General features: G+C 59.2%; 16 protein-coding genes, 4 pseudogenes and 1 other annotated feature. Of the genes and pseudogenes, 16 read left to right on the top strand and 4 right to left on the bottom strand.

Annotated elements, in window-relative coordinates; genetic code table 11:
• Positions 1 to 499 precede the first annotated feature (499 nt).
• The 9 genes and pseudogenes from G5575_RS22100 to G5575_RS04435 all read left to right on the top strand — a co-directional run bounded on the left by G5575_RS22100 (position 500) and on the right by G5575_RS04435 (position 6,530).
• Positions 500 to 2,478 (top strand): annotated as a pseudogene (locus tag G5575_RS22100) (N,N-dimethylformamidase beta subunit family domain-containing protein).
• Positions 2,479 to 2,540: 62 nt separating this feature from the next.
• Positions 2,541 to 2,708, top strand: a complete 168-nt coding sequence (locus G5575_RS04465) for a hypothetical protein (RefSeq protein WP_164533262.1) — start codon at positions 2,541 to 2,543, stop codon at positions 2,706 to 2,708.
• Positions 2,654 to 3,505, top strand: a complete 852-nt coding sequence (locus G5575_RS04460; RefSeq protein ID WP_164533261.1) for an ABC transporter substrate-binding protein — start codon at positions 2,654 to 2,656, stop codon at positions 3,503 to 3,505. The genes G5575_RS04465 and G5575_RS04460 overlap by 55 nt, the downstream gene beginning before the upstream one ends.
• A 203-nt stretch (positions 3,506 to 3,708) precedes the next feature.
• A complete protein-coding gene (locus G5575_RS04455; RefSeq protein WP_328765832.1) occupies positions 3,709 to 4,416 on the top strand; it encodes an ABC transporter permease in 708 nt (235 codons plus the stop codon).
• Positions 4,413 to 4,679 (top strand): annotated as a pseudogene (locus G5575_RS20015) (ATP-binding cassette domain-containing protein); the annotation flags it as partial. The gene G5575_RS04455 and the pseudogene G5575_RS20015, both read left to right, overlap by 4 nt.
• Positions 4,680 to 4,732: 53 nt before the next feature.
• Positions 4,733 to 5,203 (top strand): ABC transporter ATP-binding protein, encoded by a 471-nt coding sequence (locus tag G5575_RS20010; protein ID WP_235935569.1) that lies wholly within the window; start codon positions 4,733 to 4,735, stop codon positions 5,201 to 5,203.
• A 92-nt stretch (positions 5,204 to 5,295) separates the two neighbouring features.
• On the top strand, positions 5,296 to 5,625 hold the full coding sequence (locus tag G5575_RS04445) for an ArsR/SmtB family transcription factor (RefSeq protein WP_164533259.1): 330 nt from the start codon (positions 5,296 to 5,298) through the stop codon (positions 5,623 to 5,625).
• A complete protein-coding gene (locus G5575_RS04440; protein ID WP_164533258.1) occupies positions 5,622 to 6,101 on the top strand; it encodes an SRPBCC family protein in 480 nt (159 codons plus the stop codon). Before G5575_RS04445 ends, G5575_RS04440 begins: the two co-directional genes overlap by 4 nt.
• 18 nt (positions 6,102 to 6,119) lie before the next feature.
• On the top strand, positions 6,120 to 6,530 hold the full coding sequence (locus G5575_RS04435) for a GFA family protein (RefSeq protein ID WP_164533257.1): 411 nt from the start codon (positions 6,120 to 6,122) through the stop codon (positions 6,528 to 6,530).
• Between the two features lie 13 nt (positions 6,531 to 6,543).
• Here the strand turns inward: G5575_RS04435 and G5575_RS04430 are convergent, their stop codons facing one another.
• A complete protein-coding gene (locus G5575_RS04430; RefSeq protein ID WP_164533256.1) occupies positions 6,544 to 7,839 on the bottom strand; it encodes a cation:proton antiporter in 1,296 nt (431 codons plus the stop codon).
• 178 nt (positions 7,840 to 8,017) lie between these two features.
• Between G5575_RS04430 and G5575_RS04425 the strand changes: the two genes are divergently transcribed.
• From G5575_RS04425 to G5575_RS04415, 3 genes and pseudogenes are all read left to right on the top strand, one after another.
• Entirely contained in the window at positions 8,018 to 10,153 is a 2,136-nt protein-coding gene (locus tag G5575_RS04425) for a M48 family metallopeptidase (RefSeq protein WP_164533255.1), read from the top strand.
• Positions 10,154 to 10,167: 14 nt separating this feature from the next.
• Positions 10,168 to 10,977, top strand: a complete 810-nt coding sequence (locus G5575_RS04420; RefSeq protein ID WP_164533254.1) for a hypothetical protein — start codon at positions 10,168 to 10,170, stop codon at positions 10,975 to 10,977.
• Positions 10,978 to 11,245: 268 nt separating this feature from the next.
• Positions 11,246 to 11,301, top strand: a sequence feature (sul1 is cis-regulatory element that is thought to sense ions involved in sulfur or methionine metabolism; They are found in Alphaproteobacteria).
• 59 nt (positions 11,302 to 11,360) lie between these two features.
• Positions 11,361 to 12,820: pseudogene (locus G5575_RS04415) on the top strand (SulP family inorganic anion transporter).
• Between the two features lie 117 nt (positions 12,821 to 12,937).
• On the opposite strand, the gene G5575_RS04410 reads toward G5575_RS04415, so the two are convergent.
• Positions 12,938 to 14,704, bottom strand: coding sequence for an SLC13 family permease (locus tag G5575_RS04410; protein ID WP_164533253.1), 1,767 nt, complete (start codon positions 14,702 to 14,704; stop codon positions 12,938 to 12,940).
• Between the two features lie 168 nt (positions 14,705 to 14,872).
• Between G5575_RS04410 and G5575_RS04405 the strand changes: the two genes are divergently transcribed.
• Positions 14,873 to 15,559: a DUF2270 domain-containing protein gene (locus tag G5575_RS04405; RefSeq protein ID WP_164533252.1), complete on the top strand. Its 687-nt coding sequence runs from the start codon at positions 14,873 to 14,875 to the stop codon at positions 15,557 to 15,559.
• 187 nt (positions 15,560 to 15,746) lie between these two features.
• Complete coding sequence (locus tag G5575_RS04400; RefSeq protein ID WP_164533251.1) at positions 15,747 to 15,923, top strand: hypothetical protein; 177 nt, start codon at positions 15,747 to 15,749, stop codon at positions 15,921 to 15,923.
• A gap of 8 nt (positions 15,924 to 15,931) precedes the next feature.
• Here the strand turns inward: G5575_RS04400 and G5575_RS04395 are convergent, their stop codons facing one another.
• Together G5575_RS04395 and G5575_RS04390 are read right to left on the bottom strand one after the other, a co-directional pair.
• The gene (locus tag G5575_RS04395; RefSeq protein WP_164533250.1) at positions 15,932 to 16,297 is read right to left on the bottom strand and encodes a hypothetical protein; all 366 of its coding nucleotides are present in this window, start codon (positions 16,295 to 16,297) and stop codon (positions 15,932 to 15,934) included.
• Positions 16,298 to 16,510: 213 nt separating this feature from the next.
• The gene (locus G5575_RS04390) at positions 16,511 to 16,783 is read right to left on the bottom strand and encodes a hypothetical protein (RefSeq protein WP_164533249.1); all 273 of its coding nucleotides are present in this window, start codon (positions 16,781 to 16,783) and stop codon (positions 16,511 to 16,513) included.
• 196 nt (positions 16,784 to 16,979) lie between these two features.
• Here G5575_RS04390 and G5575_RS04385 point away from each other — a divergent pair.
• Positions 16,980 to 17,607, top strand: a pseudogene (locus G5575_RS04385) (tyrosine-type recombinase/integrase).
• A 308-nt stretch (positions 17,608 to 17,915) separates the two neighbouring features.
• A complete protein-coding gene (locus tag G5575_RS04380) occupies positions 17,916 to 18,914 on the top strand; it encodes a GntR family transcriptional regulator (RefSeq protein WP_268904373.1) in 999 nt (332 codons plus the stop codon).
• Positions 18,915 to 18,922 lie beyond the last annotated feature (8 nt).

The raw sequence follows: 18,922 nt of genomic DNA, 5'->3' as shown, positions 1-18,922 counted from the left end.
TTGACATTAGATGGTCATTTCCACGCCCGTAAGCCGCCTACAATGCGATAGCTGGGCCCCCACGGCGCGCCTCCTTTTCAACGCCGTGCGGCGCGCTGCATATGGGCGCTGAACCTGTCCGGTAGCCGTTAGTGCCGCAACAGATTTTAAAGCGGCATGCCGAGTGTATGCCAAGGCCGCCACGATTTAGGCTCCATGTTCACACCCATGGTAATGCGAACCCTCCGTTGGCTTTGCGCCGTCAAATCGAACGTTTAGAGCTTCTTTCGGTTACCTGAAAGCTGAGCCCTTTGGATGACGCTACGGCAAAAAGCGGTGAGAAGCGGACGGTCCGATGGTGGACAAATTGATGGGACAAGCAGTCGTCAAAACTTGCGTGGCGTAGCGCCAAAACGCTTGATCAGCAAAACGTTGCACGACGGACACTTTGTCAGCCATACGGTGCTGGCCCTTGCTTGAGTGGTCGGGAAGGTACAACTCCACGGTCGGGATCCAACTAATGCTGCGAACTGTTGATCATTCTTCCATGGCCATCACAGGCTTTGTCGAACCCTGGACCGGCAACGCCATCGAGCGGCTCGTCTCTTGTTCAAGCCTTGGCCCCATCGAGGCGGTCTGCGTCCGCGCCCTCGATCGCGACGCGCTTCCCGTGGTCGATTGGGCAGTGCGGCAGTTGGCAAACGGGCAGCATCGCTCCTTTTCGCAGGGAGCATATTTGTCCCTTAGTGCCCCTGCCAGTTTCTCTGGACTATCCTTCGAACTGCTGCTGACCCGAAATCCAGGCCGCCGCGTACTCCTAGACGCCGGCACCTTTTCGCTGTTGATCGAAGACAACGATCGGCTGGTCTATCGGGCTAATGGCGAGCCGATTCTGATCGGCATCCTGCCGACTAGCCGATGGCTGGCCATCAGTCTGGGCACCGAGAGTCTGACCGTGACGGGGCTAGATCCCACCAGGCCCTCTGCTCTGTCCTACCCTCTTACGGCGCCCCAGCCCGAACAGCTGGTTTTCTGCTCGGACGCGGCGGAAAGCCTGCCGACCCTGAACTGCCGTATCGCCAGGATCACGCTGAACAGCAAAGACGACACCGACGCCTTCGCCTTCCCGACCTTATTCACGGCTGGACCGCTCGTCTCTAGTGGTCTCAGCCTCGCCTTTCACAACAATCCGACCTTTTGCGTTCGATCGGCGCGCTGGGATGGCTCAAGCCTCGATCCGCGCCTGACGCCGACACATTACGATGCCATCCACTGCCACGACACCGACATGGCGGGCCTTGATTGGTCTGCCGATTTCACCATCGACATTCCTGCCGACGCCCGCTCCGGCGTATATGCCATCGAGCTGGTGAGCGCCGGTGCCGTCGAACGCCTTCCTTTTTCGTCTCGGCGCGACAACCGCGGTCACCGCTCTTATTCGTCGCTCCTACGGCGACCTACCTCGCCTATGCCGACGAACATCTACCGCCGCACCTGTACGAATGGATCGGCACCGATCGCGGCCACCAGTTCGCGCGCGATAATGATCTGCGATCACTCTACGATTATCACTCCGACGCCAGCGGCGTGTCCCTTGCCTCCACGCGGAGACCCAAGGCAACCCTTCGCGACGACTATCTTTATCCGCTTTGTGGCGCACCACACCTTTTGCCAGTGGACTTGCATTTCCTTCGCTTTGCCGCCCGCACTGGCATCTCCCTAGATATCGCGACCGATCACGACCTGCACCAGTCCGGCAACAGTCTGCTGGCTGGCTACAAGGGCGTCCTCACCGGCAGTCATCCCGAATATCTGTCCGTCGAGATGGAGTGGGCATATCGCAGCCATGTAGCTGCCGGCGGCCATCTTGCGTATCTGGGTGGCAACGGCTTCGCCGCCGCTGTCGCCTTCAAGGATGACTTGATGGAGTTGCGCCGCGGTCCTACACAGGTGGGCCGCACCTGGGATGGACCGCTGGCCGAAATGGCGCTCGCCCTTACCAACGAACCGGGCGGCTACCTGCGGGATCGCGGGCGGGGCGAGTTCAGCCTCACTGGCGTCGGTATAGCGCTCATGGGCTTCAGCACCGCGCTGCCTTTTGCGCGCACCGCACAAAGCTATGACGATGCCGTGTCCTGGATCTTCGATGGCGTGACCGCTACCAGTTTTGGCCACAGCGGTATCGTACTCGGCGGAGCGGCAGGATACGAGGTCGACAACACCAGCTCCTTCCTCGGCACCTCAGACGGCGTCGTAGTGCTCGCCACCGCCGTCAGCTTCCCTGATGATTATGTCGATGACCCGGGCCGTTGGTATGAAGGCGGCACGCCGGAGCGCGAAAGTCGGCGTGTTGCCGAGATGACCTATTGGCCATGGCCCTCCGGAGGAGCGGTATTTTCCGCCAGCTCCGTCTGCTTTATCGGCGCCTTACCCGGCCCGAACGAACAGAACGACGTGGGCCAGATCACCACGAACTTACTCTTGCACTTTTCAAGTTGAGCTAATCCGTCCATGTATGCGGCCAAGCGTGCTCGGAACCGCGTCACTAAAGGAAATTGCTCATGAAGTTTGCACCTGTTGCCCTTGCCTATCTTGCGCTCGCGGCCCTGGCAGCGCCCGCCCAGGCTGAAACCATCAAAATTGGCGTCCAGCCCTGGCTTGGCTATGGTCCGCTGTGGATCGCCGACCAGCAGGGTTTTTCGAGGACAATGGCGTCGATGTCGAACTGATCAATTTTACCTGGGACCAAGATGTCGCCGCGGCTCTGGCGAGCGGCAATATCCAGGTAATCTCAGCAGCCACCAATACCGTCATCCTCAACATGAACAACGGCGTCGATCTTAAGGGCTTCATGATCATGGACGGCTCTACGACGGCCGACGCGGTGCTTGCCGGCAACAGTATAACCTCAGTCACCGAGCTCAAGGGCAAGAAGGTCGCCTACGAACTTGGCTCGACCAGCGACCTGCTGCTCAACTACGCGCTGGGCGCCAACGGCCTCAGCATTGCCGATGTCGAGGCCGTGCCACTGGCTGCGGCAGACGCCGGCCTAGCCCTTATCGCCGGCCGTGTCGACGTAGCGGTGACGTACGAGCCTTATATCTCCGCCGCACTTGCTCAGGGTCCCGACTTCAAGGTCCTCTACACCGCCGGCGAAAAGCCGGGCCTGATCAGCGATGTGCTGGCCGCCGAAACTAGCTTCATTGCCGCCAATCCGGACGCGCTCGTCGGCATCATCAAGGCCTGGGACCAGGCCGTGACCTTCTTGCGCGATAATCCCGAGGAAGGTGGCAAGATCATTGCCGACGCCGTCGGCAGCCCGATTGAGGAATTCAATACCGCCTTTGCGGGCGTACACCTCTATGACCTCTCCGAAAACGCCGCCGCGCTGCAGGGCGATTTCCAAGCGACAGTCGAAGAGATCGGCGCCATTATGCAGACTGCCAATCCCGACGAAGTCAAGACCGTGCCTACGGGAGATGCTTTCCTCGACTTGGCGGCGATCAACGCGGCGGTCGCACAGTAACAATCAGGTGGCGCCTGCTGGCGCCGCTTGCCCACCTTCAAGCTAAGAACTTGCATGCCCAACATTCCGAGCATAGCCGAAACTACCGCTGCAGGCCGGATCGACCGCCGCACGCGTCGCAGCCGCGGCGGGCTGCTGCGGTTGCGCCAAGCCATTCAAATCGCGTCTTCAACAGCGCGGGTCTTGTCGTTCCGGGCCTGCTGGTGCTGGCCTGGTTGACCGTCACCGCGCTGGGCCTCGTCAAACCGCTGTTTCTGCCCAGCCCTCTCGCCATCATCGAGGAAGCTTGGCGCCAGATCACCACTGGCATCCTGTTGCAGGACGCCGCCATCAGCACCTATCGCATCGTAGTCGGCTGGCTGAGTGCGGCTGCACTGGCCATTCCAGTCGGTATCCTGATGGGCAACTTTCGCCTCTTTGAAGGCGCTCTAGAGCCGCTGATTTCGACCGTGCGCTACATGCCGGTCGTCGCACTAATCCCGTTGACGATTCTCTGGGCCGGCATCGGCAACGAGCAGAAGATCCTGATCCTGTTTCTCGGCACCTTCTTCCAGATGGCGCTGATGGTGATGGACAACGTCAAGACCATCGACATCAACCTCATTCGCGCTGGACAGACACTAGGCTTTTCCAACACCGAGATCTTGTGGCGCATCATCCTGCCTGCCGCGCTCCCGGCCATCTGGGACACGTGCCGTATCACTATCGGCTGGACCTGGACCTATCTTGTGGTTGCAGAACTTGTCGCCGCCCAGAGCGGTCTAGGTCGCCGCATCATGGATGCGCAGCGTTATCTGGCCACCGATACCATTATTTTCGGCACCTTGTTCATCGGGATACTGGGTCTGCTCACCGACTACGCGTTCAAGCGCACTGGCCGTTCGCTGTTCCGCTGGGCTGCCGACCGATGAGTGCTCCAAAGATTCTTATTGACGCAGTGGGCAAAATTTTCGGCGAGGGTGACGACGAGTTCCTCGCCATCGACCGCATCGACCTCAGCGTTGCGCCCAACGAGTTCGTCTCAATCGTGGGCACTTCGGGCTGCGGCAAGTCCACCCTGCTCAATATGGTGGGCGGGCTGACCGAACCAACCTTCGGCGAGATCACCATCGACGGCAAGCCCGTCACCGGGCCGGGCCGCGATCGCGGCTTTGTCTTTCAGGGCTATAGTCTTTTTGAATGGATGACAGTCGAGAAGAACATTCTTTTCGCGCTCGAAAAAGCCAGATGCAGAAGTCTGAAAAGACCGAAATCGTGCGCCAGTTTATCCACGAGGTGGGGCTGGCCGGTTTCGAAAACGCCCATCCACGCCAACTCTCCGGCGGCATGCGCCAGCGCGTCGCGATCGCCCGCGCGCTTGTTTACAAGCCCTCACTCCTACTGATGGACGAGCCCTTTGGCGCTCTCGATGCCCAGACCCGCGGCATGATGCAGGAGTTGCTGCTCAAGGTTTGGGAAGATCACAAGGTCACCGTGCTTTTCATCACCCACGATGTCGAGGAGGCCATTTTCTTGGCGGACCGTGTCGTCGTCCTCGCCTCCCGACCGGGGCTGGTCAAGCGCGAGATCGCCATTAACCTGGAGCGCCCGCGTCGCTACGATATTGTCACCAGCCCGCAGTTTTCTGAATACAAGCGCGCCATCCTTGCCGACATCCGCGAGGAAACGCTCAAAGTAATGGCCATGAGCGAACTTTAGTTCTCCCTGAACGACGTTTGGGTCAATGCCACCGACAACCGGTCAATTCAATAGCATTGACTAATCGATTAGCATCGGCTAATCGTTATGTCATGTTGGAAACCGAAGCTATCTCCCCTGTTATGCGAGCACTCGCCGACCCCACCCGTCGCGCGCTATTCGAGCGCGTGGTCGATGCCAATGAGATCACTGTTGTTGAGCTGACCCGCGCAAGTGCCATCACGCAGGGAGCGATCTCGCAGCACCTTAAGACCTTAAAGATGGCGGGACTTGTGAGCGAACGGCCAGAGGGTCGCAAGGTTTACTACCGCGCCAGACCTGAAGGCCTCGAGCCACTCGCCGAGTGGATGAACCACTACGGCGTGTTTTGGCGTGAGCGCTTCTCCGATCTACGCAAGCTCCTAAAGGAGATCGACCCGTGAACCAGACCATGCAGGCCAACAAGCAAGCTATAGTCCTCGACGAAGTCTTTCCCCATGCGCCGGCAGTGCTCTGGAAGGCTCTGACCACCCGGGCGCTGATCGGGCGTTGGCTCATGCCGGAGGAAGGATTCGAGGCTGCTGTAGGCAACCGCTTCACCTTCCAGACCAAGCCGGCAGGAGAATGGGACGGCACGATCCGCTGCGAGGTGGTCGAGGTCATAGAGAACCAAGCCCTGTCCTATACCTGGACCGGAGGTCATGGGGACAATGTAGGTTATGGATCGAAGCTGGAGACGCTGGTCACCATCACCCTGACCGCAGCGGAAGGCGGCACCCGCTTGCAACTGATCCATTCGGGCTTCCTGCTGCCCCAAAATGAAATCGCGTATCGTAACATGAGCGATGGCTGGAAGGTCGTCACCAGGCGGCTTGATCAGGTCGCTGCAGAAGACGCCGCCGAGCAAGCGCTCAACTGAAGTTGGAAAGCGTTATCGATGCCAAGGACATTTTCAGGAGGCTGTGCTTGTGGCGCCTTCCGCTACGAGATCTCCGGAGAGCCAGCTTCCATGCTGCATTGCCAGTGTCGGCAATGTCAGCGCGACAGCGGCACAGGCCACCAGTCGCATGTGACCTTTGTCAGTGCCCAGGTTACGTCGTCCGGAGAAATATCCCATTGGCAGAGCACGGGCGATGGCGGCACCGTAAAGCGCCGAGGCTTCTGCCCCACTTGCGGTTCGCCGGTTTTTCTGACGTTCCCGGCCATGCCTGAAGTGCTCATTGTTACGCCTGCAAGCCTCGATGACCCCGCTGTGTTTGAACCCGCCGCCGTGACATGGACGAGTGCTGGCTATGGCTGGGACCACCTTGACCCAGCGATATCAAAGTTCGAGCAAATGCCAACCTGAAGCGATAGGGAACTCAACTGTCTGCGGGACCCTGCAGCCCGGGTGGTGGCACGCCGTCCTTATCCAAATCCCTGCCCTGACTGCGGTCAAGCCAACGCATCACAGGGGTGACCGTCAGCCCGTGCATGACCACAGACATGATTACGACAAGGGACAGAATCGTCCAAAGCTGATCGGCATTCTCGAACTGACCGTGGTTGAGGCCATAGGCCAGATAGTAAAATGACCCCACGCCGCGGATGCCAAAGAAGGCGATTGTCAGCTTTTCGCCTTGTGTAGCCGGAGCGCCGATCATGCCAATAAGACCGGTGATCGGGCGAACGACGAAGAGGATCAACACGGCTGCCAGGACCTGTGCCCACCCAATCGGCGCGGGCAGGCCGGTGACCAGCGAGCCGCCGAAGGCGATCAGCAGAACCATCATGGCGATGCGTTCCACCTGTTCGGTGATGTCGTGCATGTCACGCTGGAACTCGTGATTGCGGTGGGCACTCCGCAAGGTTAGCGCGGTGACGAAAACGGCGAAGAAACCGTAGCAGTGGACCAGCTCGGAGACGCCGTACGAGATGAAAGTAGCGGCAATGGCGATGAGGCCGTCACCGGTTTTTGCCAAGGTGTCGCCAGGCATTTTGAAGGTCAGCCAACCAAAGAGCCGACCAATGAGCCAGCCGCACCCCATGCCGGCAACAATCTCCCAGATGACATTGTAAGTCACCCATTCCAAGAACCAATCCTGCCCCGTGGTCGAGGCCAGGCTGATGGCTATGGCGAGGTGCACAAAGGGAAAGGCGAAGCCATCGTTCAAGCCTGCCTCCGATGTCAGGGCAAAACGAACCGTGTCCTCGCCACCCTCCGTTGGCCCACCTACCTGCACATCGGCTGCAAGCACGGGATCGGTCGGGGCAAGGCTTGCTGCGAGGAGCAGCGCCGCCACCGCACCAAAACCGAGAACCCAGTGCGCCACCCCGATGATGGCAAGAATGCTCAGCGGCATTGTCACAAGGAGCAGCCGCCAGGCCATACCCCATTGCTTGAGTGAGAAGACGCGGTCGATCTTTAGGCCTGCGCCCATCAGAGCGATAATGACGACGAACTCGGTTAGTCGCTCGGTCACATAGGGATGCGCACTGGGTGACGGATCAATGCCGGTGTACCGCGTGCCAAAGAGCAGCCCGCCGATGGCGATGCAGACGATCGGCAAAGAGATGGGCAATCGCCTGAGGGCGAGCGGCAACCAGGCAACCAAGGCGATAAGTATGCCGGTCCCGGTCAACAGAACGATGTAAGGATCCGGCGACCAGTCGATCACGTGCTGCCTCTCTTGGGCTCAGCACCCAACGCATGAGGACTGTGACGGCTCCAACAGTGTGGAAGCTCAAGCTGCAGCACGCCAATGCACCAGCGTCCTATTTCCGGGCCGCTCTAGGCAATCTGCCCGAAATGCCGTAGCCATCCGTTGCGACACGATAAACCGTGGATAGGCCGGTATGCTGTTGAACTCGAAGCGGTTCCTTGTCGTCACTACCCTCGTTGTTCCGCTGCTGATCGCCGCGCTGGGATTTTGGCAGATCCAGCGCGGTGAAGAGTACCGCGATTTCGTCTTCGAGCAGCGGGCAGCGCTCAAGGCACAGCTGGTCGAAATGTCGGCGCTGCCACCGCCCGAATTTTCAGCGATCAACACCAATATCCAGTTCTCGGCAGACGGCAACACTTACGTCGGCGATCTGGCGCTCGAGAAAATGCAGGAGGCCATTGGCGGGCTCGATCTCGTGCTGGCCGTGGCGGACTACCGCCAAGTCTTGCCGCCGATCGTTCTGTTCGGCGGCCTCGCCGCCTTTGGGCTTGGCCTCACGATACTTCTGACCGCGATCGTTCTCAGCAATGTCGGCAGGCGATCGCGGCGAGCGCTGCTGCAAGGGTTTTTGGCAGTGCGGCGGCTTCTGCCGGGAGCCTTGGTAGCCTTGGTTGTTGTAATTGCGCTGTCGACAGTCAGCGTTGTTCTGTTTGAAGTGGCGCCGCTGTTGCGCCTCGACAATCTGGGGCGCGGCCAAGCCTATGTCCTCGCCATCGGCGCAGGCCTTGGCGCGATTGCCCTCGTTACCGCCTGGCAGGCGTTGGCGCGTCTGCGCACGATCTCGCACCTCTTTGAAACAGAGCCCTACGTTCTGATCGCTCAGCCAATCGACCGCAATGCCGCACCCGGACTTTGGCAACTGGTCGAAGATGCTGCCCGTCACCTCGGAGCGCCTGTGCCTGATACGATCGCTGTCGGCGTGGCTGAAGGGCTCTTCGTCATCTCGAGCGCGGTGAAGTTGCTTCCAGACAATGTTGTCGTCGAGGGCAACACCCTTCACGTGCCGCTGGGACATCTGGTCTTCATGGAGCCGGACGAGGTCATGACCGTGATCGGCCATGAGTTGGCGCACTTCGCTGGCGAAGACACCGACTATAGTCAGAACTTTCTCCCTATCTATAGGAGCTTTTCGAGCTCAATCAACGCCGTCGCCGCTGCCGGCCGGGCACAAGACGGATCGCTGTCGTTTCTTGCTTCCCCGGCACTGGCGCTAGGCTATTTCGTTGCCGATCGCTTCCACTACGCGGTGCAGCATTGGAGCCGCGTGCGCGAGCTTCAAGCCGACGCCAAAAGCGCAACGCTGACGTCAGCCGATGCGGCAGGCCGCGCGCTGCTACGCCACAGCGCTATCTCCGGGCTCATCAACGACATCATCCAGTACTTGTGGGCCACCCCTGGTCAGGCACAGAATGATGTTGTCCAACTGCTCATAAGCGCGGCAGCCGAACGGGGCCTCGACGATCCATCAGGGCTTCTGGAAAGCTCGGTCGCCCATCCAGCCGATAGCCATCCCGACAACCGAAAGCGCCTCGCTGCCTTCCAATTTGCCGTGAGCTCCGAGCGGCTCGCGACAGCGGCCAAGCTGCCCCGCGATCCGGCCGGTCTATTCCAGTACTTTGCCGACCCGTATGCAATTTCCCGCACAGTAACCAACGGGCTGACGGAAGCGTCGCGGCAGGCGAACCAACATCACCAAGAGACTTTACAAGCTACGGCGCGTGCTGTCAGCGACGACGCTGTCGAGCTCTTCGAGAACACCACGCCCATCGCCATTTTGATGTTCGTTATCGCTATTCCGATGCTGGCCGCTGCGGCATGGACGGCGCTCTTTGGCCTGCCCGGCTTCGGCAGCGAGGCGATGATCCTCGTCATTGCCTTCGGGGTCTGCGGCGGAATCATTTTCCTGTTCGGACTGCAGGCGCTGCGACGCGCCAAGACCCCGTATCTGCGCCTCTTTCCCGATCGCGTCGAACATATCAACCTTGACCAGCCGATCTATTGGGGTGACCTGCGAGACCTTTCAGTGGTGAACCAAGCCGGCACAATGGTCACCACCTTCCTTCTTAAGCGACCGGCGCTGGCGCCGAAACGGGTCGGCTTCGGCGGGCGTGGACGGATTATTCTCAATGCTGGCGCCGGGGCCGTCACCATCCGCTCGGTGCCACCGCGGCACTATAGGGCCGCCGGCTATATCGACCTCATCACGCGCTACGCCGATGCGGCTGCGGCACGCAGTGCTTTGGCCCCGACTGCCGATCAATCGGCCTGACTTCAAGGTAGATCATGACCTCTCCCGATGCTCTCTTCCCCGACCGCGACATCAAGATCAAACGTACGGGCGTTTGGCCGGGCCTCTTTCGATATCTGGGAGCCTTGATGCTGATCGGCCTCGCCGTCTTCTTCGCCATCTGGCAGGGACCCGGCATTGTTGACGACTGGATGATCGCTCAAGATCCGGTCATCGTCGAAGACGCCCTGATCACCAATGGCGAATGCAGCATCAGCCGTGCCGTCTTCGTCGATTGCTCTGCCCATGTCAGCTATGAAGTTAAAGGCAAGGAGATCGAAAAAGACATCGAACTGATGTTCCTCGATTTCGGCTCCGGAGACTACGCTGTGGACGTCGTTCGCTCGGAAGCGCAGCCAGCCAAGGCTACGCTGTCGCTGGGCCTCGGCATGCTTTGGAACCGCACCATTACGGTCGCTGTCATCGTCGGTCTGCTTGCCGTTTTCGGCTTGGCGCTTTTTCGCTCAGGCCTCATCCAGGATCGCAATCGCCGCCTGGCGCGCCGCCCGTCCCGTTTGACGCCTGTTGCCGTGCCGGTGACGCAGATCAACAAGGTCGTGGGCGGCAGCGTGGTGCAGTATCAATATGGATTGGGCAAGAAACAGCAGCCGCTTTTGACCACCTCGCGCTTCCGCAAGAATGAAGGTCCTCTATGGCTGGGCAACGACGGCATGACGGCGCTGGCCGTCTTGCCGACAAATGCCAGCGTGCCGATCTTGCTCGACAATGATCTCGAGCGGCTCGACCTCTCCGCAAGCGAACGCGCCGAGGTTCAAGCCCGTCTCACGCCCCGTGAACCGGCCTAAAGTCCGCAACGAAGTGGAGAAAACTCGTGAGCCATAAGCGGTGTACAACTACCAGACCGTCATGGATGCGTCGGCTGTTCATAGCTGCGACTTCAGTCACTATAGGTCTCAGTGTAAGCGACGCGACTTCGGACCCAAATCGGGTCAGTAAGAGACGGACGTCTACATCTCGCCAAATGCTAGCATGACAGTACCACACTCGTAGCTGGGCATCGGGATCCTTCCCGGTTGATCAGATCAAGTCGCACGTTTATAGGTCGCTTACTCGACAGGACCCGGTGGAACTCCGGGTGGCTATTCCGGCCGCCAATCCGCCGGACCGCGCAAGGCTGTACGCGACAACGTGACCTCACAGGCACTGCGTGCACCGCGAGATTCCACATATGCAACTTTCCTCCCTGCGGCGCGACTGGGCCAGCAATCCTACACGCGAACTTCTGGCTGGCGCTGTCGCAACCTTTGCGCTGATCCCTGAAGTCATAGCCTTCTCCTTCGTGGCTGGCGTTGACCCGCAAGTCGGGCTCTTTGCGTCGTTCATCATCGGCATCACCATCGCTTTTGCCGGGGTCGACCGGCCATGATTTCCGCCGCCGCCGGATCGGTCGCATTGGTCGCGACTCCACTGGTCCATAGCCATGGCCTGCCCTACCTACTGGCGGCAGGCCTACTGGCTGGGTTGATCCAGGTGCTCTTCGGCATATTGCGCCTCGGGGTCCTGCTGCGTTTCGTTTCAAAGTCCGTGCGCACGGGCTTTGTTAACGCGCTGGCGATCCTGATCTTCGGGGCTCAGATGCCTCATATTCTTGGCGGCTCCTGGATGACTTACGTCGTGCTCGCAGCCGGCTTGGCCATCATCTACCTTGTCCCACGCTTAACGACGGCCATTCCCTCACCGCTGATCTGCATCCTTGTGCTGACTCTTATCTGCAGCGCACTGCAACTGCCGGTCGAGACGGTTGCCGACCTCGGCCACCTGCCGGATGGTCTACCTTGGTTCAACTGGCCTGCCGTGCCTCTAACCCTCGACACACTGCTGATCATCGGCGCACCGGCGCTTGCCATTGCTATGGTTGGGTTGCTCGAATCCATGATGACGGCCAGCGTCGTTGACGATTTGACCGACACGACGAGTTCGAAAAATCGCGAAAGCGCCGGGCTTGGCCTTGCCAATATCGCCTCGAGCCTGTTCGGCGGCATCGCCGGCTGCGGCATGATCGGTCAGACGGTTAGCAATGTGAAGTATGGTGGGCGTGGACGCCTGTCGACTTTGTTCGCCGGCGTTTTCCTGCTGGTCTTGATGGTGGCACTCAAGCCCTGGGTGTCACAGGTCCCGGTGGCAGCTCTGGTCGCAATAATGATCATGGTCTCCGTCGACACCTTCGACTGGTCATCGCTCCGCAGCGTGGTGATCCACCCAAAAATGAGCAGCGCCGTCATGGTAGTGACGGTTCTGGTGACCGTGTTCACCTCCAACCTGGCGCTAGGCGTCGCTGTCGGCGTGCTGCTGAGCGGCGTCTTCTTTGCTTCCAAAGTGTCACGTTTGATGAGGGTGGACTTGCATCGCGATGATGCTGAGGGCCGCATGGCCTATCGGGTCACCGGTCAGGTGTTTTTTGCTTCGGCAGATGCCTTCGTCGATGCTTTCGATATCGCCGCAGCCGATACATATTCGGTCGAGATCGACGTGTCCCACGCGCACTTCTGGGACATCACGGCAGTTGGCGCACTGGAGAAGGTGCTTCAGCGCTATCGGGCGCACGACATCATGGTGTTGGTCACGGGCTTGAACGCGGCGAGCTCGACGCTGATCGATCAGCTGGAAGCAACCGAACGGGTCGCCTGATAAGACTTGGTTTTCGGCGTGCTGCTGTACCGGCCAGGGCCGGCATGGCGAAGCCGGATGTCTGCTTTCGGCGAAAACCTGCACAGCGCAGACCTGTCATCGGACACCCTTCTGGAGCTACATCGGCCAGATCAACATCAGCATTGGAACGGCCACGAGCACCACCAAGATCGACAACGGCAGACCGAGCCGCCAGTAATCACCAAACCGATAGCCGCCTGGTCCCATCACCAGCGTGTTGCACTGATGGCCTATCGGGGTCAGAAAATCCGAGCCGGCTCCGATCGCCACCGCCATCAGGAAGGCTTCGGGCTGATAGCCCAGTCCAGACGCAAAGGTTGCGGCAATGGGCGCCATGACCAGAACAGTCGCTGCATTGTTGAGAAATGGCGTGACCGCCATGGCGGCGACCATGATCAGGGCCAATGCGCCATAGGCCGGCAGAACGCTTGCGGTACTGGAAAGCCAATCGGCAATTAGGTCCGTGGCGCCGGTCGTGCGCAGCGAGTCGCTGACCGGGATAAGGGCGGCAAGCATGATCAGGATGGGCGCGTCGAGGTGAGAATAGACCTCACGGATAGGGACGGTTCGAGTCAGCACCATGGCGACTGCTGCCGCAAAGAACGCGAGCGGCACTGGCACTAAACCCAACGCAGTGCTTCCCATGGCGATCGCGAGGATAACGACCGGCACCAAGCGATTGCGGAAGCTGCCGAGTTTGAGATTACGCTCGACCAACGGCAAGCAGTCCCACTGCCGCAGCAGTTCCGGCAGCTCGGCAAGATCGCCGCGAAGGACGATCACGTCGCCATTCCGGAATTTGATTTCGCCAAGCCGCTCGGTGAAGCGGCTGTCGCGCCGGCTTACGGCAAGCAGGTTCAGCCCTGTCATGTCGAACAAACTGAGTTCGCGTGCGCTGCGACCGATCAGGCTTGAATGTTCGCCAACGATCGCCTCGACCACGCCCGTTTCGACGGCCGCCGCCTCGGCATCTCGCCGTTCCGAGAAGGCCAAGCCACCTTGCGCAACGATCTGATCGAGCGCATCTGGTTCACCCTCGATCAGCAGCGTCTCGCCTTCCTTGATCGTGGCATCTGGGAGAGACAGGCGGCGTTTCCCCGCTTCCGACAGAATGCCGATGATCATGGCCTGTCCGCCACCAAGCTGCTGCACTTCGGCAACGGTTTTTCCAATGCTGCCCGACCCGGCAGGCACATGAACTTCTGTGGTGTAGTTCTTGATTTCGATGGCGCGATCCATCGAGCTCGTCTCTTGTGCACGCTCGGGCAGCAATCTGTAGCAAAGGGCCAGAAAGACGATTCCCACTGCCGCCAGTGCAGCCCCCACGGGAGTGAAGTCGAACATGGTGAACGGCACGCCGGTCAGTTCTTCGCGGACACGGGAAACAATGATGTTCGGCGACGTGCCTATCTGCGTCATCAGGCCACCCAGCAGCGACCCGAAGGACATGGGCATCAGGAACAGCGAAGGCGAAACGCCGGAGCGGCGTGCCATCTGGAAGGCGATCGGGATCATGATTGCGAGCGCGCCGATATTCTTGATGAAGGCCGAGAGGACGGTCACGACCAGGACAAGCAAGATGAGCTGCGCCCGCGGCGTGCTGATGTTGGGCGCAAAGCGCCGAACCGCCACCTCCATCACACCTGATCGTGCCACGCCTGCACTGACCACCAGGGCACTGCCGACGATGACGACGATGTCGTCTGAAAGTCCGGAGAAGGCGTCTTCCGGAGCCACAACGCCCGCAGCGACCGCGGCGAGCAGGGCCCCTGCTGCGACAAGATCATACCGCCATCGACCCCACACAAAAGCGATCATCATCAACAAGATAATGCCAAAGGCGAGTAGCTGTGGGGTGGTCATAAAGGGCTCCAGATCATCCACGCAACGTTGCTGGAGACCAAAAAGCTACCGGCCGTCTTGCCATTATTTTTGGATGTTTAAAGGTGATGAGCAACCTTCATTCAGATCGCGACTTCGACAGATGAGTTTGGCTGACATGCTCAGCAAATCCGAGCCGCCGAGTGCACCATGTCCGATGTCATACTGCCCGTAGCCACCCCGTCGCTGCCGACCAATTCGGTCGAGGCGACCAATGTCATGATCCACTACTATCGCGCCGAGATGACGCGGATGAACGCGTGGCGGGCACGTCTTGATCTCACCAGCAATTGGGCAATCACCGTGGTTGCCGGTCTCCTGTCAGTCACTCTGTCGAACCCGAGCGCCCACCATGGCCTCACCCTCTTTGCCATGGTGATCATCTTGCTGATGCTTTATGTCGAAGCGCGGCGTTACAGGTTCTATGATGTCTATCGGATGCGCGTCCGCCAGTTCGAACGCCACTATTTTGGACAGTTCTTCCAGGCAGATCCGCAAGGCGGGCCGGAACCCTGGCTCATGATGTTGGCGCAGGATCTGCGGCACCCAAAGTTCCGGATTACCCTGGCGCTCGCCTTACGCCGGCGGCTGCGGCGCAACTATGTCTGGATGTTCCTCATCCTGCTGCTTGCCTGGTTCTTAAAACTTGCCTCCCCGGATCTGCAGGACGGTGCACCGCTCGATCCTTCGAGATCACTTCAGACCATCGTCGACCACGCCGCCATTGGCCCTGTCCCAGGCTGGGCAGTGCTCGCCGGGGTCGTCGCCATCTACATTGGTTTCGCGATCGCCTGCTTCCGCATCAAGGACCGGAGTGCCGACGAAGTGCATGTTTAACTGGCTGCCGTGTTCGGGTGGGAAGCAGAGAGACCTCTTTTAGGGTACGTTTGCCGTAAGCGGACGGTTTGTTGACGACTAAGGATAACCGGAAACCAAGGTGCGTGGGACATACACAGCCACATTTCCCGATGGCCCGCTGACCGTGCAATTGGCACGTTTTGTTACAGGGGGCCGAGTTCCATTTATGACGGTGGGCACCTTTGCGACGCTCAGCGAAGCGAGTTCGGCAGGTCTTGCAGCCTTGAAGGCTATCATCGATCAGCCAGAAGCTGCAGGCTTCCTCCTTTTAGACGAGCGTGGCTGGGAGGTGGGCAACTGGACCTACTGGGATCAAGTTGCAATTGAGCTACTAGGCGATTGATCATGTCGTCAGCGAGGACGCCACCAATCGGCGGCTTCAGCAACCGACTGGAAGGGTAGTTCCCCTGCAGATACTGAGATGAGACCTCCATCCTGATAGGCAACGAGCAGGAAGGATGCCAAGCTGGCTCCACTCTCAACGTCACGGACTGCGCATTCAATTTGCTGCGCTAGTTGAGGTGCTGTATCAGCGACGACAAGATAGTGCTCCAGCACATCGCCATACAGCAGTTCAGACTGCGTCATCATATCCTCAGCTTCACCCGTTGCCGAGGTAACGTGCTGCACGCTGTCAACCGTGACTTTCCAGACTTGTAGGCGACTGGCTTCGATATGTTCAATTATTCCCGTAACAGCCCGGTGTAGGTATCGCATGGTTTAATTCCTGCCCAGTTCGAAACATCATGGCATACTGCTACAACCATTGACGGCTGCTACCTCGGGTTGCTGCACGCCTATTGCAATTGGCAACGTGCCTGAATGTAGAGCTTCCGCAATGGGGTAGGCAGGAGACCAGCGGCTTCGGGGTGGGATGCAGTCGGGCGTATCAGCTAAATATTGGCCGAAGCACTCTTTAAGCCGAAGCTATTATTGTAGGTACTTGCGTTTCCGGAAGAACCGCTCCTCAGCTTCCTTCTCCTTGCGCCTACTCCAGAACAAAAACGCCGAAATTCCAGCCATGAAGGCGCCCAGGCCGAAAAACGCCAGTATGGTAACGCCGAACCATAACGGCTTCTCCGAGCGTAGAATGAGTTCCCGAGAGTAGCGCTTGAGAGCGAAAACTTCGTCCGAGAGCAAGCCATGTACCGCATATCCGAATAGCAAAATGGCCATGCCTAAGAACAACAAGCCGCCACGCATGACGTCTCCTCGGTCACTGTCTCAACAATTAACGAACGGGTACTCTATCGCAATCACCAGCGAGCGATTGTGTTAATGACCGCTTTCGACCGTACGGAACAATAGGTTTAACGTCCGAAATGGGGTCGGCATCTGCCGCTGTTGAGCCTGCCATATTCGTTTCCTTCCCGGCCGCTTCGGCCGACGGAGAAATGTAATGGGTATCTCACAATACGACCCTGCTGCTACAGGGAGACCTGCTTGGAATGCCGGCAGGCAAATCGGCGCCAAACGCGCATTGAAGATCAGACAAATCTGGTCAGTCCGCTTCTTCCTCGACCGAGAGGGAAGGATGAGGGACAGAGCACTTTTTGACCTTGCGATCGACAGCAAGCTTCGAGGCTGCGATCTGGTGAAGATCAAGATCGGCACACTCGTGGCTGGACCTGATATTCGCTCGCGATCGATGCTGATCCAGCAGAAGACAGGCAGACCCGTACAGTTCGAGATCACTGCTGACACAAGGGCCAGTCTGCTTGCCTGGCTCGAGCGACGCGGCGGCACTATCGACGACTTTGCCTTCCCCAGCCTGCCCGATGGCCACTTGAGCACCCGCCAAATATGCAAGGCTGGTGGACGAGTGGGTCACGGCTATCGGATTGGCACCTGAGGAGTACGGCACCCATTTTCTGCGCCGAACCAAGGCGTCGCTCATCTATAAGGCGACAGGCAACCTTCGAGCCATTCAGATACTGCTTGGCCATAGCAAGATCGAGAACACAGTTCGTTACCTTGGCGTGGATGTTGACGACGCTTTGTCGTTGTCAGAGGCAACAGAAATCTGAGCAAAGAGACTTCGCCGGCAGCCGTTCGTGGTCCGTCGGCGAAGCGCCACATTACTGCTGGTTTGGCCCTCGTGGCGGTTCCTGAAAGCTGCCATCTCCAGCCGGTCCACCGAGGTAGGCTCGTCAAAGCCGCGTCTCGACATACGTTTTCACAAGTTTGAGGTTTCACTTGGCGGCAAGACGTGTGCGAAACATAGGTTGCCTTAATTGATCCTGCCTTTGCACGGAGCATTTAAGTGCGACGGTCCCAGTCATAGGATGATATGGCTGGGTCATATCGTTAAAGTGCTGCAGTCAGCTCCAAGTTCATGTCCAAAGCAAAACCTGCCGCCAGCAGATCCTACTACCAAATTGTCAGTGAGGCATTGCAAGCAAACATCGAAAGCGGCAATTTGCCTGCCGGTACGCGCTTGCTGGTCTCAGCAGTTGCCGACCGATTGCGGGTCAGCCGCCCACCCGTCAAGCGTGCTCTCGATCTTCTTGCCGCAGAAGGGCTGATCGCTCCCTTGAGCTCACAAGGGTATGTGGTCGGCGCCGCGAACGCACAGAGCGACCCGGTTAGGACTAACCTCCACGGTCTCTTGCTTCAACTACCTCCGGAGCTCGGTAGCAACCAAGGGCAGGTTAGCTGGGAGCGCATCTTTGCGGCCGTCGAGTCAGATATTCTGAATTGCATTCCCTTCGGTACATTCCAAATTTCCGAAGCCGGCATCGGCGACTATTTCGACGTCAGCCGCACGGTCGTGCGCGATGTGCTCTCGCGCCTCGATGCGCGCGGCCTGATCGGCAAGGACCGCAGTTCGCATTGGATCGCCGGCCCCTTCGGCGCCCGCATGCTGGATAATGCCCACGAAGTCCGCCGGCTGCTTGAGCCGGGCGCGCTGGTGGCCGCCCAACCGCAACTTGAGACCGCCATGCTGATCGAGGCGCGAGCGGCCATCGATGCCGTGCTTACCGGCAACGCAGCCCTCTCGTCGAAAACCCTTGAAGAGCTCGAAACCGATCTGCATGTCACTGCCCTGCGCACCCAGCGCAACAACTACCTTCAGCTAGCGGTGCAGCTCACCCAGATTTCGCTCGTGATCAACCGTCTATTCGACAACTATATCGGCATCCACCAGAGCGACGACATGCTGCGCGAGCACGCTTTGGTCTTCGATCATCTGCTGCTCGGAGATGGCGCAGGTGCCGCGGTTGCCCTCGGCCATCATCTGGACGCCGAACACGTAAGGACCCGTGCCAGGCTCAAGGTGCTTTCGGTTTTCGATGCCGCCGAAATCGCCCCCTACCTCACCCGCATTCACTAGCGAGCCGC

The organism is Devosia aurantiaca, from assembly GCF_011058215.1.
Classification (GTDB): domain Bacteria; phylum Pseudomonadota; class Alphaproteobacteria; order Rhizobiales; family Devosiaceae; genus Devosia; species Devosia aurantiaca.
The sequence above is the reverse complement of the archived record's forward strand: the minus strand, read 5'-3'. Positions and strand labels throughout refer to the sequence as shown.

Bases quoted from the DNA above. Each gene is read 5' to 3' on its own strand.
- G5575_RS04465 (WP_164533262.1), top strand. From the start codon at position 2,541: ATGAAGTTTGCACCTGTTGCCCTTGCCTATCTTGCGCTCGCGGCCCTG.
- G5575_RS20010 (WP_235935569.1), top strand. From the start codon at position 4,733: ATGCAGAAGTCTGAAAAGACCGAAATCGTGCGCCAGTTTATCCACGAG.
- G5575_RS04445 (WP_164533259.1), top strand. From the start codon at position 5,296: ATGTTGGAAACCGAAGCTATCTCCCCTGTTATGCGAGCACTCGCCGAC.
- G5575_RS04435 (WP_164533257.1), top strand. From the start codon at position 6,120: ATGCCAAGGACATTTTCAGGAGGCTGTGCTTGTGGCGCCTTCCGCTAC.
- G5575_RS04425 (WP_164533255.1), top strand. From the start codon at position 8,018: ATGCTGTTGAACTCGAAGCGGTTCCTTGTCGTCACTACCCTCGTTGTT.
- G5575_RS04420 (WP_164533254.1), top strand. From the start codon at position 10,168: ATGACCTCTCCCGATGCTCTCTTCCCCGACCGCGACATCAAGATCAAA.
- G5575_RS04410 (WP_164533253.1), bottom strand. From the start codon at position 14,704: ATGACCACCCCACAGCTACTCGCCTTTGGCATTATCTTGTTGATGATG.
- G5575_RS04405 (WP_164533252.1), top strand. From the start codon at position 14,873: ATGTCCGATGTCATACTGCCCGTAGCCACCCCGTCGCTGCCGACCAAT.
- G5575_RS04400 (WP_164533251.1), top strand. From the start codon at position 15,747: ATGACGGTGGGCACCTTTGCGACGCTCAGCGAAGCGAGTTCGGCAGGT.
- G5575_RS04395 (WP_164533250.1), bottom strand. From the start codon at position 16,297: ATGCGATACCTACACCGGGCTGTTACGGGAATAATTGAACATATCGAA.
- G5575_RS04390 (WP_164533249.1), bottom strand. From the start codon at position 16,783: ATGCGTGGCGGCTTGTTGTTCTTAGGCATGGCCATTTTGCTATTCGGA.
- G5575_RS04380 (WP_268904373.1), top strand. From the start codon at position 17,916: ATGTCCAAAGCAAAACCTGCCGCCAGCAGATCCTACTACCAAATTGTC.